This is a genomic window from Mesoterricola sp. MK458 (assembly GCF_055384935.1).
Window position 1 is genome coordinate 3278993 of the sequence record NZ_AP045075.1, and the last position, 15737, is coordinate 3294729.

The 15737-nt window shown below is 68.0% G+C and carries 16 protein-coding genes; 11 read left to right on the forward strand and 5 right to left on the reverse strand.

Going from position 1 to position 15737, the window contains the following annotated elements; translation table 11 throughout:
- Nucleotides 1–33: 33 nt before the first annotated feature.
- From ACZ5LB_RS14245 to dnaK, 3 genes are all read right to left on the reverse strand, one after another.
- Complete coding sequence (locus tag ACZ5LB_RS14245; RefSeq protein WP_464602873.1) at nucleotides 34–426, reverse strand: MerR family transcriptional regulator; 393 nt, start codon at nucleotides 424–426, stop codon at nucleotides 34–36.
- A gap of 1 nt (nucleotide 427) precedes the next feature.
- Nucleotides 428–1510, reverse strand: coding sequence for a molecular chaperone DnaJ (dnaJ, locus tag ACZ5LB_RS14250; RefSeq protein ID WP_464602874.1), 1083 nt, complete (start codon nucleotides 1508–1510; stop codon nucleotides 428–430).
- 102 nt (nucleotides 1511–1612) lie between these two features.
- Nucleotides 1613–3502: a molecular chaperone DnaK gene (gene dnaK / locus ACZ5LB_RS14255; RefSeq protein ID WP_464602875.1), complete on the reverse strand. Its 1890-nt coding sequence runs from the start codon at nucleotides 3500–3502 to the stop codon at nucleotides 1613–1615.
- A gap of 161 nt (nucleotides 3503–3663) precedes the next feature.
- On the opposite strand from dnaK, the gene ACZ5LB_RS14260 reads away from it, so the two are divergent.
- The 11 genes from ACZ5LB_RS14260 to ACZ5LB_RS14310 all read left to right on the forward strand — a co-directional run bounded on the left by ACZ5LB_RS14260 (nucleotide 3664) and on the right by ACZ5LB_RS14310 (nucleotide 13639).
- Nucleotides 3664–3852: a DNA gyrase inhibitor YacG gene (locus tag ACZ5LB_RS14260; RefSeq protein WP_464602876.1), complete on the forward strand. Its 189-nt coding sequence runs from the start codon at nucleotides 3664–3666 to the stop codon at nucleotides 3850–3852.
- Nucleotides 3853–4088: 236 nt separating this feature from the next.
- Nucleotides 4089–4889 (forward strand): tRNA (guanosine(37)-N1)-methyltransferase TrmD, encoded by an 801-nt coding sequence (gene trmD, locus ACZ5LB_RS14265; protein WP_464602877.1) that lies wholly within the window; start codon nucleotides 4089–4091, stop codon nucleotides 4887–4889.
- A gap of 81 nt (nucleotides 4890–4970) precedes the next feature.
- Nucleotides 4971–5333 (forward strand): 50S ribosomal protein L19, encoded by a 363-nt coding sequence (rplS, locus tag ACZ5LB_RS14270; protein WP_464602878.1) that lies wholly within the window; start codon nucleotides 4971–4973, stop codon nucleotides 5331–5333.
- A gap of 120 nt (nucleotides 5334–5453) precedes the next feature.
- Nucleotides 5454–6056, forward strand: a complete 603-nt coding sequence (locus ACZ5LB_RS14275) for an outer membrane protein (protein ID WP_464602879.1) — start codon at nucleotides 5454–5456, stop codon at nucleotides 6054–6056.
- A 9-nt stretch (nucleotides 6057–6065) separates the two neighbouring features.
- A complete protein-coding gene (locus ACZ5LB_RS14280; protein ID WP_464602880.1) occupies nucleotides 6066–6974 on the forward strand; it encodes an ABC transporter ATP-binding protein in 909 nt (302 codons plus the stop codon).
- Nucleotides 6974–7834: a hypothetical protein gene (locus ACZ5LB_RS14285; RefSeq protein WP_464602881.1), complete on the forward strand. Its 861-nt coding sequence runs from the start codon at nucleotides 6974–6976 to the stop codon at nucleotides 7832–7834. The genes ACZ5LB_RS14280 and ACZ5LB_RS14285 overlap by 1 nt, the downstream gene beginning before the upstream one ends.
- On the forward strand, nucleotides 7831–8754 hold the full coding sequence (locus ACZ5LB_RS14290; protein ID WP_464602882.1) for an ABC transporter ATP-binding protein: 924 nt from the start codon (nucleotides 7831–7833) through the stop codon (nucleotides 8752–8754). Before ACZ5LB_RS14285 ends, ACZ5LB_RS14290 begins: the two co-directional genes overlap by 4 nt.
- On the forward strand, nucleotides 8751–9536 hold the full coding sequence (locus ACZ5LB_RS14295) for a hypothetical protein (RefSeq protein ID WP_464602883.1): 786 nt from the start codon (nucleotides 8751–8753) through the stop codon (nucleotides 9534–9536). Before ACZ5LB_RS14290 ends, ACZ5LB_RS14295 begins: the two co-directional genes overlap by 4 nt.
- A gap of 57 nt (nucleotides 9537–9593) precedes the next feature.
- Nucleotides 9594–10862: a M16 family metallopeptidase gene (locus ACZ5LB_RS14300; RefSeq protein ID WP_464602884.1), complete on the forward strand. Its 1269-nt coding sequence runs from the start codon at nucleotides 9594–9596 to the stop codon at nucleotides 10860–10862.
- A 171-nt stretch (nucleotides 10863–11033) separates the two neighbouring features.
- The gene (locus tag ACZ5LB_RS14305) at nucleotides 11034–12527 is read left to right on the forward strand and encodes an aminotransferase-like domain-containing protein (protein ID WP_464602885.1); all 1494 of its coding nucleotides are present in this window, start codon (nucleotides 11034–11036) and stop codon (nucleotides 12525–12527) included.
- Complete coding sequence (locus ACZ5LB_RS14310; protein ID WP_464602886.1) at nucleotides 12524–13639, forward strand: branched-chain amino acid aminotransferase; 1116 nt, start codon at nucleotides 12524–12526, stop codon at nucleotides 13637–13639. The genes ACZ5LB_RS14305 and ACZ5LB_RS14310 overlap by 4 nt, the downstream gene beginning before the upstream one ends.
- 18 nt (nucleotides 13640–13657) lie before the next feature.
- Here ACZ5LB_RS14310 and ACZ5LB_RS14315 read toward each other — a convergent pair whose 3' ends face one another.
- The gene (locus ACZ5LB_RS14315; protein WP_464602887.1) at nucleotides 13658–14446 is read right to left on the reverse strand and encodes a bestrophin-like domain; all 789 of its coding nucleotides are present in this window, start codon (nucleotides 14444–14446) and stop codon (nucleotides 13658–13660) included.
- 199 nt (nucleotides 14447–14645) lie between these two features.
- Entirely contained in the window at nucleotides 14646–15620 is a 975-nt protein-coding gene (locus tag ACZ5LB_RS14320; protein ID WP_464602888.1) for a hypothetical protein, read from the reverse strand.
- Nucleotides 15621–15737 lie beyond the last annotated feature (117 nt).

Here is a 15737-nt window from a genome sequence, read left to right on the forward strand (position 1 = left end):
AAGAAGGAACAGCATAACAAAGGGATTGTCAGCTTACCTCTTGCGCAGGCCTTGGGGCGTCAGTTTGACCAGGCCTGTCGAAGAAATGCCTTCCGGACCCCTTTCGGGTTCAAGCCCGGCCGACTTCATTTTAGATTCATTTTTTTCGATAATGTTTTGCATTTCCTCCTGCATTTTTTTCATGCGATCCCGAAGATTCAGGACCACCTCCACCCCCGCGAGATTGACACCCAAATCTCTGGTAAGACTCAGGATGAACTCCAAACGCTCCAGGTCGTCCTCGCTGTAGAGCCGGGTCTTGCCCTCGGTTCGGGAAGGAAGCAGGAGCCCCTCCCTTTCATAAAGGCGCAGGGTCTGGGGGTGGATTTCGTACCGGGCGGCCACCACCCCGATCATGTACGAACCGCTTTTCGGATCCCGTCTCATTTCACCTCCACGCGTTTGCCCGGATGGATCCGTCGTTGATTTCCGCAAGCTCCCGGAGCAGTTCCTTGGACCGCTCGTCCTCGATCTTCGGCGTCACCACCTTGATGCGGGCGAAGAGATCCCCCCGCTGGGAGGAGCCGGGGATGGGCATGCCCAGCCCCTTGAGGCGCAGGTTGGAGCCGCCCTGGGTGCCGGGCGGGATCTTGATGGTGGAGTGGCCCTCGGGGGTGGGGACTTCCACCTTGGCCCCCAGGGCGCTCTCGGAAAAGCTGATGGGGAGATCCAGGTAGAGGTTGGCCCCCCGCCGTTCGAAACGCGGGTCCCCCTCCACCTGCACCTGGAGGTAGAGGTCGCCCGGGCCGCCGCCTCGGCGGCCGGCCTCGCCCTTGCCGGCGACCCGCAGCCGGGTGCCGTCCTCCACGCCCGCGGGGATGGCCACGGTCACGGATTCGTTCCGGGGGATGCGCCCCTGGCCCCTGCAGCTCTCGCAGGGCGGGGCCTTCTTGCCGGAACCGCCGCAGGCCGGGCATTCCTCCCGGGACCGGAAGAACCCGCCGCCCTGCTCCTGGTAGCCCCGGCCCGAGCACGTGGGGCAGGTGCTCACCGGCGCCCCCACCTTTTCGCCGCTGCCCTGGCAGGCCGGGCAGGTCTCGGACCGGTGGAGGTTGAGGGTGAGGCGCGTGCCGTTGAAGGCGTCCTTGAACCCGATGCGCACCGTGTGCTGGGTGTCCTCGCCCGCCCTGGGACCGGGCCTCCGGCGCCCCTGGGGACGCTTTCCGAACCCCGCGAAGAGGTCCTGGAAGCTGCCCGCGAACCCGCCGTCCTCGAAGGAGAACCCCTGTCCGCCCATGGGGGCCCCGGGCCCCGCAGGGTCGCCGTAGGTGTCGTAGTTCCTTCGCTTGGTTGAATCCGACAGGACGTCGTTGGCCTCGGTGACCTCCTTGAACCGGGCCTCCGAATCCTTGTTGCCGGGATTCAGGTCGGGGTGGTACTTGCGCGCCAGCTTCCGGTAGGCCTTCTTGATGTCCTCCTCGGAGGCGCTCTTGGGCAGACCAAGAATCTTGTAGTAGTCGGGAGTGGCCATGGCAGCAATTTACCCTGGATTTGCGCCAACCGGACTAAGGTTTTTTGCCGGATAGACGAGGGGCCGGGGTCGAGACCCCGGCCCCTGGGATGTACCGTACTTCTAGTTCACGACCTCGGCGTCGATGACGTCGTCTTCCTTCTTCTTCTCGCCGCCGCCGGGGGCCGCCGCGCCGGGATCCTGCGGGGGCGGGGCGTCCTTGTAGATGCTCTCGGCCAGCTTGTGGCTCTTGGCGTTTAGGTTCTCCAGGGCCTTGGCGATGCGGTCCTTGTCCAGGCTGGCCAGGGCCTCCTTGCCTTCGGCGATGGCGGCCTCGGCATCCTTGCGGTCGCCCTCGGGGAGCTTGTCGCCGCTCTCCTTGATGAGCTTCTCCACTTGGTAGATGGTCTGGTCAAGGTGATTCTTGTCCTCCAGGAGCTTCTTGCGGTCGTCGTCCTCGGCCTTGTGGGCCTCGGCGTCCCGGACCTTGGCGTCGATCTCCTCCTTGGACAGGCCCGTGGAACCGGTGAGGGTGATGCTGGCGTCCTTGCCGGTGCCCTTGTCCTTGGCGGTGACGTGCACGATGCCGTTGGCGTCGATGTCGAAGACCACCTCGATCTGGGGCATGCCGCGGGGCGCCGGGGGCAGGCCGCCCAGGTGGAAGTTGCCCAGGAGCTTGTTGCCTTCCACCAGGGGACGCTCGCCCTGGAACACCTCGATGTCCACGCCGGGCTGGTTGTCCACGGCGGTGGTGTAGATCTCGGACCGCTTGGTGGGGATGGTGGTGTTGCGGGGGATGATGACGCTCATCTGGCCCCCGTTGGCGTTGATGCCCAGGGACAGCGGCGTCACGTCCAGCAGCAGCACGCCCTTCACGTCGCCGGCGAGCACGCCGCCCTGCACCGCGGCGCCCACCGCGACCACTTCGTCGGGGTTCACGCTCTTGTTGGGCTCGCGGCCGAAGATGGACTTGACGAGCTCCTGGACCTTGGGGGTGCGGGTGGAGCCGCCCACCAGGACCACCTCGTCGATCTCGTGGTGGCTGAGCTTGGCGTCCTTAACCGCGTTCTCGCAGGGGATCCGGAGCTTCTGGAGGATGGGCTCGAGCATCGCCTCGAACCGGCTGCGGGTGAGGGTCTGGCTGATGTGCTTGGGGCCGCTGGCGTCGGCGGTGATGTAGGGCAGGCTGATGTCGGTCTGGGTGGTGGCGGAGAGCTCGCACTTGGCCTTCTCGGCGGCCTCCTTCAGGCGCTGGAGGCTTTCGGCCTGCTTGCGCAGGTCGATGCCCTCGGCCTTCTGGAACTCCTCGATGAGCCAGTCGATGATCAGCTGGTCCACGTTGTCGCCGCCCAGGTGCGTGTCGCCGTTGGTGGACTTCACCTCGACCACGCCCTCGGACACCTCGAGGATGGAGATGTCGAAGGTGCCGCCGCCGAAGTCGAACACGGCGATGGTGCCGTCCTTCTTCTTGTCCAGGCCGTAGGCCAGGGCCGCGGCGGTGGGCTCGTTGATGATGCGCATGACCTCGAGGCCCGCGATGGCGCCGGCATCCTTCGTGGCCTGGCGCTGGGCGTCGTTGAAATAGGCGGGCACGGTGATGACGGCCTGGGTGACCTTCTCGCCCAGGTAGGCTTCGGCGCTGTCCTTCATCTTGGTGAGGACCATGGCGCTGATCTCTTCAGGGGTGTAGTGCTTGCCCATGATGTTGACGTTGCAGCCGCCCTTCTCGCCGCGCTCCACGACGTAGGGCACCAGGTGCTGCTCCTTGGGGGAGTCCGAGAAGGGCAGGCCCATGAACCGCTTGATGGACGAAATGGTGTTCTTGGGCTGCGCCACGGCCTGCCGCTTGGCGGCGGCGCCCACGAGGCGCTCGCTGGTCTTGGGGTTGAAGCCCACGACGCTGGGGGTGGTGTCCGAGCCTTCCGCGTTGGGAATGACCTTGGGCTGGCCACCCTCCATGACGGCCACGCAGCTGTTGGTGGTGCCGAGGTCGATGCCGATGATCTTTCCCATACGTGCCTCCTGGGGGTGCCGGAAGGTTCCGTCACCATTCCGCACTCCCCAGTCTACGCAAGGAAATCCAGGTGTCAACAGGATCTTCCAAAACTGACTAAAATTTTTTAATGCCGAGACAAGCAGGATTGGGCGGGAGGGGTGGGTGGTACACTGGGCCCATGCTCGTGCGCCCTTGCCCCCAATGCCGGAAGCCCGTCCCCTGGGAGACCACCCCCACCCGCCCCTTCTGCTCCGAGCGCTGCCGCACCCGGGACCTGGGAGCCTGGGGCTCCGAGGCCTACCGGGTGCCGGTGGATCCCGCCCTGGAGGACGGGGAGGGTTGGTCGGAGGCGGCGCCTACTTCGTAGCCAGGAAGCGCACCAGCAGTTCGAGGATCTGGAGAAGCAGATTGACCCATTCCATGGGAGTGCCTTTCTTTTGGATGGTTGATTGAAAAGGGATCGGAGCGGTCCGCTGGACCACTCTAAAGAGAATCATTTATATAATTGAAGCCGTTCCGGCCGGATTCGACACCGAAAGGATGGTCGCCCCCCGGCAAAGCGCAAGGCCTCGCCGCCCGAATCCCTGTGACAAACTGGATCCCATGCGTTTCGACGTCCTGACCCTTCTCCCCGAATTCTTCGACCTGGCCCATGCGGGGGTCACGGGCCGGGCCTTCCGGGAACTGGGCCATGTGCTGGCCACCCATTCCTACCGCCCCTTCGCGGGCAACACGTTCGGCCACGTGGACGCCCCGCCCTTCGGGGGCGGACCCGGCATGGTGCTCCGGCCCGACGTGGTGCGGGACGCCCTGGCGTCGCTGCCCCGGGAACCCCGGCGCCGCGTCATCCACTTCAGCCCCGCCGCCCCGCCCCTGGACCACGCGAAGGTGCTGGAGCTGGCCGGCCTGGACCAGGTGGTGCTGGTGTGCACCCGGTTCGAGGGCCTGGACCAGCGCGCGGTGGACCTCTACGTGGACGAGGAGCTCAGCGTGGGACAGGCCGTGCTCTCGGGGGGCGAGCTCCCGGCCCTCTTCCTCATCGACGCGGTGTGCCGCTGGCTTCCGGGCGTGCTGGGCAACAGCGCCTCCGCGGGAGCGGACAGCTTCGCCGAAGGCCTGCTGGACCACACCCACTTCACCCGGCCCGCGGACTTCGAAGGGATCCCGGTACCGGAAGTGCTCCAGGGGGGCAACCACGAAGCCATCCGGCTCCACCGCCTCCGGGAGGCCATGGCCCGCACGCGGCGCCTGCGCCCGGACCTGTGGGCGGCCTTCCAGGCCCGCATCCCGGCCCTGCCCCGGGCGGACCAGTGGTGCGCCTGGCAGGTGGAGCACCCGGAGGACTGGGACCGGCCCCGGCCCCGGGGCTGGAAAAGCGCTGGAAATCCTGGGGCATTCCGGTAAACTGATCAGCCCGAGTCTGGGATTCGTGCGCCATGTCCGGCCGTTTTGGCCCCGGGACCGCTGGCCACAACAGGAGATGTCATGAGCAACGTTATGGACCGCCTCGAAGCTGGCATGCTTCGTTCCGACCTGCCCAAGATCGCCCCCGGCGACACCGTCAAGGTGCACGTGAAGGTGAAGGAAGGCGAGAAGGAGCGCATCCAGATCTACCAGGGTGTGGTGATCGGCATCAAGGGCGGCGGCATGCGCACCTCCTTCACCGTCCGGAAGATCTCGGCCGGCATCGGGGTCGAGCGCGTCTTCCCCCTCCACAGCCCCTCCATCGACAAGCTGGAAGTGCTCCGCAGCGGCAAGGTCCGCCGCGCCAAGCTCTACTTCCTGCGCGACAAGCTCGGCAAGGCCGGCCGCCTCAAGGAGCGCCGCCGGGAGCTCGTCACCGAATAGTCCTTCCTGGCCCACGCCACGAGCCCGGCACCCCGTGCCGGGCTTTTTCATGTCCAAAACCGGGCTCTCTAAACCTTCCGGGCCGCCGGAGCGTAGGCATTGAAAAGCCACGGAGATTCCATGCGGCACGTTCTTCGAAACCTCGCTTTCCTCCTTTGCGCCGCCAGCGTCGCGCCCGGGTTCGCCGACGAGCCCGACGCCAAGCCGGCCCACCACCACCGCTGGCACTGGCATTCCCGCGACCGGTCGGACTTCGCCTGGCAGGTGCAGGCGAACCTCCCGGCCAAGGAGCTGGGCAGGGCCCTGGACCACACCACCGGCCTGGGCCTGGGCGTGCAGTGGAACCGCTACCTCAAGGACGGGCTGGCGCGGCGCACGCGCCTGGAATGGAACGTGTTCCCCGAAGGCGGCCCCGCGGGGACGCCGGCCCTGAAGACCAAGGCCAGCAACTACGTGCTCTCCTTCGACCACCTCTACCACTTCTCGGGCACGGCCAAGGGGCCCTACGTCCTGGCCGGCCTGGGCGGCGTGCGGTGGTTCTTCGACCGCACCCCGGCGGACGGAGCCCGGGTGTCCTCCCACACCACCAAGCTGGCGGTGACCGCGGGCGCGGGCTACCGGTTCAACCGGGCGCTGTCGGCCGAGGCGCGCTACCTTGTGAGTTCCGTTGACCGCACCTACGATGGGAACGTCCTCCAGGGCAGCGTCGGGATGAAATTCTAGGAGCGTCCTTTGCTCGCATTCGAAGATCTGGAAGTTCGTTACGGACCGGTGGTCGCCCTTCGCGGGGTGACCTTGAGGCTGGAGCCGGGGATCATCGGTCTCCTCGGCCCCAACGGCTCGGGCAAGTCCACGCTCCTCAAGACGCTGCTGGGCCTGTTGCGGCCCGCAGGGGGCCGGGGCGAGGTGCTGGACGTGCCCCTGGCCGGCGCCGATGCGGCGAAGTTGCGTTCCCGCATCGGCTACATGCCCGAGTACGACGCCCTCATCGAGGATGCCTCCGCCTACGAGCAGGTGGCCTTCTGGGGCGAGCTGAGCGGCCTGTCGGCGCGCCAGGCCCGGGACCGTGCCCACGAGGTCCTCTACTTCGTGGGCCTCGACGAGTCGCGGTACCGCAACGTCTCCGGCTACTCCACGGGCATGCGCCAGCGGGTGAAGCTGGCCCAGGCCCTGGTGCACTCTCCGGAGCTGGTCTTCCTGGACGAGCCCACCAACGGCCTGGATCCCGAAGGCCGCACCCGCATGCTGGACCTGGTGCTGAAGGTGCGCGCCGAACTGGACACCAGCGTCGTGTTGGCCAGCCACCTGCTGCTGGATGTGGAGCGCGTGGCCGACCAGCTGGTGATCCTGGACAAGGGCGAGGTGAAGGCCTCCGGCAGCATGGCGGGCCTGCGCCGGATGCTGTCGCGGCGCTTCGAGCTGCGCTTCCTGGATCCGCTCAGCGCCGCCCAGGAGGCCGAGCTGGGCCAGCTGGGCACGGTGCTGGAAGCGCGCAACGGGCTCTACGATGTGGAACTGGCGGACGCCGACCCGGTGGCCGCCTTCCGGTGGGCCCAGGCGAGACGCGCCACCCTGGTGCAGCTCACGCCCAGGCATGACCGCCTCGACGAAGTCCTGATCCGCGCCCTGAGGCCCGCCTGATGCCCATCTACGCCCCCTCCCTCCCTCCGCGCCCCGAACCGGGCCAGGGCCTGCCCCCGGCCCTCGTGATCTTCCGCTTCGACCTGCGGCGCGTGCTGCGCCTCAAGCTGGGACGGTTCTTCGGCTTCGTCTTCCTGGCCATCCTGCTGATCCTGGTCGCGCAGCTCTACGTGAACCACCTCATGGCCAGCAAGGCCGCCCTGGCCGACATCCGGAAGGCCACGGAAGCCTTCCTTCCCCAGGGCGCCAGGTTCCAGGCCGGCCTCCTGAACCCGTTCATGATCACCATCCTGTGGCTCCAGGTGGCCCTGGTGGGCGGCGGGCTCGTGGCCCGCGACACCCTCTACCGCATCCGCCCCCTGCTCTACGCCCATCCCGTCACGCCCCTGGACTACCTCGGCGCCAAGGCCCTCTTCGCCGCGGGGCTGCCCCTGGCCGTGATGCTCCCCTTCATCTTCCTGCCCTGGGGCCTGTCCCTGGCCATCGCCGGCCTGCACGGGCCGGTGTGGCCCACGGCGCCCCTCTACCTGCTGCCCGCGGCCGCCGCCGTTTCGGCCCTCATGGGCGCCGTGACGCTGGGCGCCTCCAGCCTGGCCTCCTCCCCCAAGGCGGGCTTCGGCTGGGCCCTGGGCATCCTGCTGGGCTCCAGCGCCCTGGGCGGCGTGGCTTCCGGCGCCCTGTCCGACCCGCGCTGGATGGCCCTGGGCCTGGGCACCCTGAGCAAGGCCTGGCCCCGGCTCATCCTCGGGCTCCAGACCGAGCAGGGGTGGATCCCCGTGCTCCTGGGCACCGGCTTCCACCTGGCCCTGTGGCTCACCATCGCGGTGCGGCGCACGCGCCCCAGCGAGGCGACCATATGATCTCCCTCCAGCGCGCCTCCCTCCGCTACGGCGATATCCTCGGCCTGTCCCCCACCAGCTTCGACCTGGGTCCCGGCGGCGGCATCACCGGCCTCCTGGGCCCCAACGGTGCGGGCAAGTCCAGCCTGATCCAGCTCCTGTGCGGCCTCCTTCCGCCTTCGGGCGGCGAGGTGAAGGTGTTCGGCGAGGCGCCCTACCGCAATCCCCTTGTACTCGCCCGCCTGGGCCTGGTGCCCGAAGGGGATCGTTTTCCCGGCGGCATGCGCGGAGACCGGTGGCTGCGCATGATGGGCCAGCTTTCGGGCCTCCAGGGCCGCGCCCTGGACCTGGCCCTGCAGCGCGCCCTGGCCATCACCGGCATGGAGAGCCGCGCCGGCCAGCCCTTCACCTCCATGTCCAAGGGCATGCGCCAGCGGGTGCGCCTGGCCCAGGCCCTGCTCCACGAACCCAAGCTCCTCATCCTGGACGAGCCCTTCAACGGCCTGGATCCCGAAGCCCGCCTGCAGCTCATGGACCTCCTGCGCATGCTGGCCGAGGGCGGCGCCCGGATCATCGTCTCCAGCCACATCCTGGGCGAGGTGGCCCAGCTCACCGACCGCATCCTCCTGCTCTTCCGGGGCCGGCTCCTGGCCGAGGGGAGCGTGCCCGAAATCCGCGAGCTGCTGGACCGGCACCCCGTGGAGCTACGCGTCACCGCTGATTCGGCCGCCGCCGTGGCCCGATGGGCCGTGGAGCAGGACGAGCTGGTCGCCCTGCGCATGGAGGAAGGCGGCACAGTCCTGGCCGTGCGCAATCCCAGGACCTTCCTGCCCCGGCTCCAGGAGGCGGTGGTGGAGGGCCGGCTCCCCCTGGCCGGTCTCGACCCCCTGGACCTCAACCTGGACGCGGTTTTCCAGTTCCTCACCAAGGACAACCAATGACGAGCCGAGCCCTCTCCGCATTGGCCACCGTGCGCGCGGTGGCCCTGGGGTACGCCCCCAGGGTCCTCCAGGCCCGGGGCTGGGTGCTGTGCGCCCTGGCCATCCTGCCCGTGGCGTTCTCCTTCGTGGGCCTGATGATCGGCAGGCAGTTCGGAAGCTTCGATTCCCGCCTGGCCCTCCACCTTTTCCACGGGGTCCTGGCGGCCCTGGTCCTGCCCATCATGGTGCTGGTGGCCGCCCCCGGCGGGATCCGGGAGGACATGGAACAGCGCACCCTCCCGCTCATCCTCGTGCGCCCCGTGCCCGTGTGGAGCCTCCCCTTCGCCAAGGGCCTCATCTGGTTCGCCTGGGGCGGGTGCTGGCTCGCGGCCGCCGGCCTCGGGCTGATGATCCTGGGCGCCGACCCCGGCTCCGCCGCCCTCCAGGCCCTGGCCCTGGTGCTGGCCTTCTGGGCGGAGCTGGCGTTCATGAGCCTCCTGGTCCTCGTCTTCAAGCGGGGCACCCTCTGGGGCGCCCTGGTGCTCTTCGGCTGGGAATCCATCCTGCGGGTGCTGCCCGCGACCCTGCAGCGGTTCACCTTCCTCCATCACATCGAGAGCATCTCCGGCAGCCGCGGCGGCATGGTCGCGGACTGGGAGATCCTCGCCCAGGAGCAGATCGCCAGCCCCGTGCTGGTCTCGATCCTGGCCCTCCTCCTCTTCGGCGCGCTGTGCTGGGCGCTGTGCGGGTGGAAGCTCCAGGTCACCCCCGTGGGCCTGGCCGGCCGGGACGCGGAAGGGTAGGATCCCGCACTTCCATGCCGGCGAATGGGCGGGATGTTTAACCGTTACACTGGTCCGATGCCCTACCGTTCCGTCACCCCCCACGGCACCGAGATCCTCATCGACCCCATCCCCGGCGTGCGCAGCTGCTCCGTGGGGTTCTGGGTGAAGCGGGGCTCCTGCTGGGAGCTTCCCGGGGAGGAGGGGCTGGCCCACTTCATCGAGCACACGGTCTTCAAGGGCACGGCCCGGTTCCCTGAACCCCAGGTCATGGCCGAGGCCACCGATCACCTGGGGGGCAGCCTCGACGCCTTCACGGGCAAGGAGGCCGCCTGCTTCTACGGCAAGGTCCTGAAGGAGAAGCTCCCGGACCTGGTGGCGATCCTGGAGGACCTGGTGACCACGCCCACCTTCGACGCCGAGGAGCTGGCGCGGGAGCGGAACGTGATCCTGGAGGAGATCAGCCAGAGCGAGGATCAGCCGGATGACTGGGTGAGCGAGCTGTTCTACGCCCACTTCTGGCCGGGCAGCCCCCTGGCCCACTCCATCCTGGGGCGGCGGGACCAGGTGGCCACCTATGGGCGGGACCAGGCCCGGGCCTTCTTCCAGAAGACCTACCGGGCGCCCACCATCCTCATCGTCGCCGCGGGGGACATCGAGGTGCAGCCCTTCCTGGACCTCCTCCAGCCCGTGCTGGACGCCCTGCCGCTGGGCCTGCTGGACGAAGGTTCCGGCCGGGCCGCCTCCGGTCCGCCCCGCCCCTTCGTGCTCAACACGCCCCGCAAGGAACTGCAACAGACCAGCCTCGTCATGGGCTTCCCGGCCCAGCCCCACGTGCATCCGGACCGGGCGGCGGTGGGGGTGCTGAGCCACGTGCTGGGGGGCGGCATGTCCAGCCGGCTCTTCATGGAACTGCGGGAGAAGAACGCCCTGTGCTACCAGGTGGGCACCTACCTCACCCACTACCACGACACCGGGGCCCTGCAGATCAGCGCCAGCTGCGCCCCGGAGCGGGCCCGTGAACTGGTGCGCCGGGCGGCGGCCGAGTGCGCCAAGGTGCGGGCCTCGGGCGTCACCCGGGACGAACTGGACCGGGCCAAGCTCCAGCTGCGCACCAACCTGGTCTTCAGCCAGGAATCCGCCACCAGCCGCATGTTCTCCCTGGCCTACCAGAGCCTGCACACCGACCGCATCCTTTCCCTGGACGAGCAGATCCAGGAAATCGAGGACGTCGACCTGGACCAGGTGCGGCGGGTGGCCCAGGAGGTGCTGGACCCGGACACCCTGGGCGTTTCCGCCCTGGGCATCCGCCGGGCCGCGGGCATCCGGCGCGGGGACTTCGCCTGATCGGCCCCGCCCGGGGCTTCCCGGCGAGGCTGATGAATGAAGGATAGTGGTCTGTGCCGGTATGGGAAATTATCGAAAATACATCCAACCCGGCCGGTGGTCTGCGATGGCCTGTAGTTCCGCCCCCCGTGGGGTGACTTTTGGCGGCCAGGAGCCCAAGCTTTGGGGGTCATGATCCCCACCCCTCCCCTGAACCCCGGCGCGGCCAGCCCCCTCTACCTGCAACTGCAGCGGACCCTCCGTTCGCTCATCCAGGCCAACGAGTGGAACCCGGGCATGCGCCTGCCCGCAGTCCCGGACCTGGCGCAGCGGTTCAAGGTGCACCGCCTGACGGTGCTCAAGGCCCTGGCCGGCCTCAAGCGCACCGGCTGGGTCCAGACCGTGACGGGACGGGGCAGCTTCGTCAGCGACTACCTGCCCGAAGCCCCGGCCATGCTGGACCCCGACACCTTCCCCTTCCAGGGCTCGTCCCTCCGGGTGCGGGAGGACGAACTGGGGCCCTGGCTCGGCGACACCCTGGAGGCGGCCCAGAACCGGAGCCTGGTGAGCTTTTCCGCCGCCTTCCCCCCCACCGACCTGCTGCCGGGCGATGCCCTGCGCCGGCTGTACACCCGCACCATGAAGGAACTGGAAGCCGAGGCCTGGGTGTACGCCGCACCGGCCGGCCATCCCTCGTTCCTGGACGGCGTGGCCGGCTGGCTCCGGGACGAGGGCGAGCCGGTGCCCCCCGGCTGGGGCGTCCGCACCATCCCCGGCGCCCAGGCCGGCCTCGCGCTGGTGCTGGAATCCCTGACCATCCCGGGGGACCGCGTGCTGGTGGAAAGCCCCTGCTACGTGGGCGCCCTGGCCCTCATCCGCACCCTGGGCCGGGAGGCCGTGCCGGTGCCCGTGGACCGCAACGGCCTGAACCCCGACCGCCTCGCCTCCATCCTGCAGAAGGGCGACGCCAAGTTCCTCTTCACCGTGCCCACCTTCCACAACCCCACGGGCATGACCCTCTCCCGCGCGAGGCGCGAGCGCATCCTGGCCCTCACCCGCGCGCACGGCGTCACCCTCGTGGAGGACGACACCTACGGGGACCTTCGCTTCATCGGCGGCCGCACCCCGAGCTTCCGGAGCCTGCCCGGGGCCGAGCACGTCATCCACCTGGGCAGTTTCTCCAAGTCCGTGGCCGCGGGCCTGCGCCTGGGCTACATCATCGCCCCCGACGACGTCCTGCGGCGCCTGGCCCTGGTGCAGGAGGTCCACACCATCGCCCTGCCGACCCTCTCCCAGGCCGTGCTGGGCCACTTCCTGGACTCCGGCGGGTTCCGGCGCCATCTGGTGCGGATCCGCAAGTCCCTGCGCGAGCGCCGGGACGCCATGCTGGAGGCCATCCAGGCCAGCTTCCCCCGGGACGCCGAAGTCACCGAGCCCAAGGGCGGCATGCACCTCTGGGTGGTGCTGCCCGAGGACGTCTCCGCCCTCGACCTGCACCGCGAAGCCATCTCCCACGGGCTGGGCTTCGCCCCGGGTCCCCTCTTCTTTCCGGATGGGCGGGGCACCAACTGCCTGCGCCTCAACTTCTCAACCCACGCGCCGAGCGTTACCCGCGAGGCCATCGAGCGCCTGGGAGGGCTGATCCACGCCCGCCCCGGGTCCTCTCCCCCGAAGGAGCTGCCATGACCGCCCTTTCCACCTCCAACACCGCGCGCTTCGACGTCCAGCTCGCCCGGGAGCCCCTGTCACCGGAGGAACGGGCCAAGCGCATGCAGAACCCCGGGTTCGGCAAGGTCTTCACCGAGCACATGGTGGTCATCCCCTACAGCGAGGAGATGGGCTGGGGCAAGGGCGTGCTCAAGCCCTACGGCCCCATCGTCCTGGATCCGGCCGCCAGCGTGCTGCACTACGGCCAGGCGATCTTCGAGGGCTTCAAGGCCTACCGCCAGCCCGACGGCCACATCAAGACCTTCCGTCCCGAATCCAACGCCCACCGCTTCAACGCCTCCGCCCGGCGCCTGGCCATGCCCGAACTGCCCGTGGACCTCTTCGTGGAAGCCGCGGACATGCTCATCCGCCAGGAGCAGGACTGGGTGCCCAAGGCCATCGGCGAGAGCCTCTACCTCCGCCCCTTCATGATCGCCACGGAAGCCGCCCTGGGCGTGAAGGCCGCCAAGGAATACCTCTTCATCCTCATCGCCTCCCCCTCCGGCGCCTACTTCCCCCAGGGCGTCAAGCCGGTGACCGTGTGGATCTCCGAGAACTACGTGCGCGCCGCGCCCGGCGGCACCGGCGCCGCCAAGTGCGCCGGCAACTACGCCGCCAGCCTCGTGGCCCAGACCGAGGCCAAGGCCGAAGGCTGCGACCAGGTGGTGTGGCTGGACGCCGTGCATCGCCGCTACATCGAGGAGATGGGCGGCATGAACATCTTCTTCGTCTACAAGGAAGGCGGCGAGACCATCGTGGTCACCCCGGTGCTCACCGGCACGCTGCTGCCCGGCATCACCCGCCTCAGCCTCCTGGAGATGGCCCGGAAGCTCGGCTTCCGCTCCGAGGAGCGCCGCATCTCCGTGGACGACTGGCGCGACGCCCTCCTGGAAGGCCGCATGACCGAAGCCTTCGCCTGCGGCACCGCCGCCGTGATCACCCCCATCGGCACGGTGAAGTCCGCCCACGGCGAATGGAAGATCAACCGCGGCGAGACCGGCCCCGTCGCCGCCCAGCTGCGCGAGGCGCTCCTTAACCTGCAGCACGGCGTGGAACCGGACACCAACGGCTGGATGCACCAGGTCTGCTAGGAGGTTAAGGCTCCTCGGTCACTTCCAGAGAAGGTCCTTGTAGAGGAGGAAGGGCGCGGGGCCCACGGCCCCGTGCCCCTGGAAGGGGTGGTTGTAGGAGAGCATCAGGAAGAACACGATGCCCAGGCTGGCGCCCATGGCCCCGGCCATGAGGTAGTGCTGCTTCCGGCCGGGCACCCGCCAGGCGCTGCAGAACAGCATCAGGACCACGGTCCCCGCGGCGAGGGAGATCCACATGCCGGTGTCCAGGTAGACCACGCCCGCGCGCACCCGGTCCTGGCGGAGGCTCCGGCTCCGGGACAGCTGGGTCAGCACCTCGCCGTGCAGGGGGAGTTCCCCCTGGTCCCGGGGCCGGTAACCGGTCAGGGCGGCGCTGAGCTCGTCGAAAAGCCGCTGGGCCTCGGAATCCCACAGCGTCTCCCGCTCCTTCATCACGGCCCATTCGTGGGTGACCACCTCCTTCACGTAGGCATGGAGCAGCCCCCGGGCCTCGTTCCGCACGGCGGGAGGATAGGTCTCCAGGGACGTGTAGATGCTGTGGAGGGCGTTGGCTTCCTCGCCCACCGCATTCTGCACCCGGTCGTAGTTCTGCCACACGGCCACGGTGACCATGGCGAACACCAGGGCGAACAGGGTCCCGATGGCCCCGCCGAAGATCTGCCCGAGGTCGGAGGTTTCCTTGTCGAACTGGAACCAGGGAAGGAACCGCTTCACGAATTCCACGCAGAGCACCGACAGGGCCACGAAGGAAGTCACGATCAGGAAGGCCGAGGCATAGGCACCCAGGTCGTTGGCGAATTTCCACATGGACCGGCTCCAGGCATCGGGTTCCACGCGGGGCCACCGGGCCCCGCACCCCGGGTTCCCGACAATAATAATTAATTAATGAAGTTGTGCAAGGGGCCTGGACCGGTCCGCGGGCACGGGGCGTTCGGCACCGGCCGGCAGGGCTCAAAAAGAGAAGGGCCCCTCGCGGGGCCCTTCTCTGCGCTTGATCCGTTCGAGCTTACTTCTTCTCGGCAGGAGCGGCTTCCTTCTTCTCGGCCTTGGCAGCCTTCTTGGCCTTCTTGGCCTTGGGGGCGGCGTCCTTCTTGGCCTCGTCCTTCTTCTCCTCGGTCAGGGCCTTCTTGGCCTCTTCCTTGGCGGGCTCGGCAGCCTTCTCAGCCTTCTTGGCAGCCTTCTTGGCCTTCTTGGCCTTGGGGGCGGCATCCTTCTTGGCCTCGTCCTTCTTCTCCTCGGTCAGGGCCTTCTTGGCCTCTTCCTTGGCGGGCTCGGCAGCCTTCTCAGCCTTCTTGGCAGCCTTCTTGGCCTTCTTGGCCTTGGGGGCGGCGTCCTTCTTGGCCTCGTCCTTCTTCTCTTCGGTCAGGGCCTTCTTGGCCTCTTCCTTCTTGGGCTCGGCCTTCTTCTCGGCCTTCTTCGCGGCCTTCTTGGCCTCTTCCTTCTTGGGCTCAGCCTTCTTGGCCTCGGCCTTCTTCTCTTCGGTCAGGGCCTTCTTGGCCTCTTCCTTCTTGGGCTCGGCCTTCTTCGCGGCCTTCTTGGCCTCTTCCTTCTTGGGCTCGGCCTTCTTGGCCTCGGCCTTCTTCTCTTCGGTCAGGGCCTTCTTGGCCTCTTCCTTCTTGGGCTCGGCCTTCTTCGCGGCCTTCTTGGCCTCTTCCTTCTTGGGCTCGGCCTTCTTGGCCTCGGCCTTCTTCTCTTCGGTCAGGGCCTTCTTGGCCTCTTCCTTCTTGGGCTCGGCCTTCTTCGTGGCCTTCTTGGCCTCTTCCTTCTTGGGCTCGGCCTTCTTGGCCTCGGCCTTCTTCTCTTCGGTCAGGGCCTTCTTGGCCTCTTCCTTCTTGGGCTCAGCCTTCTTGACGTCCTTCTTGGCGTCCTTCTTGACTTCGACCTTCTTCACTTCCTCTTTCTTGACGTCCTTCTTGGCGTCGTCGGCGAACGCGGGGCTGATGAGGGCGGCCGCGACGAGCAGAGCTGCGAGCTTGTTCATGGAATCTCCAGGATGAAACCGGCACGGCCGGAAGCTGGGCACAAGAAAGCATGAACCAGGCCAATATTTATTTTAAGTATTATAAGGACTTACCTATTTTCCGCCCAAGGCGTTCCC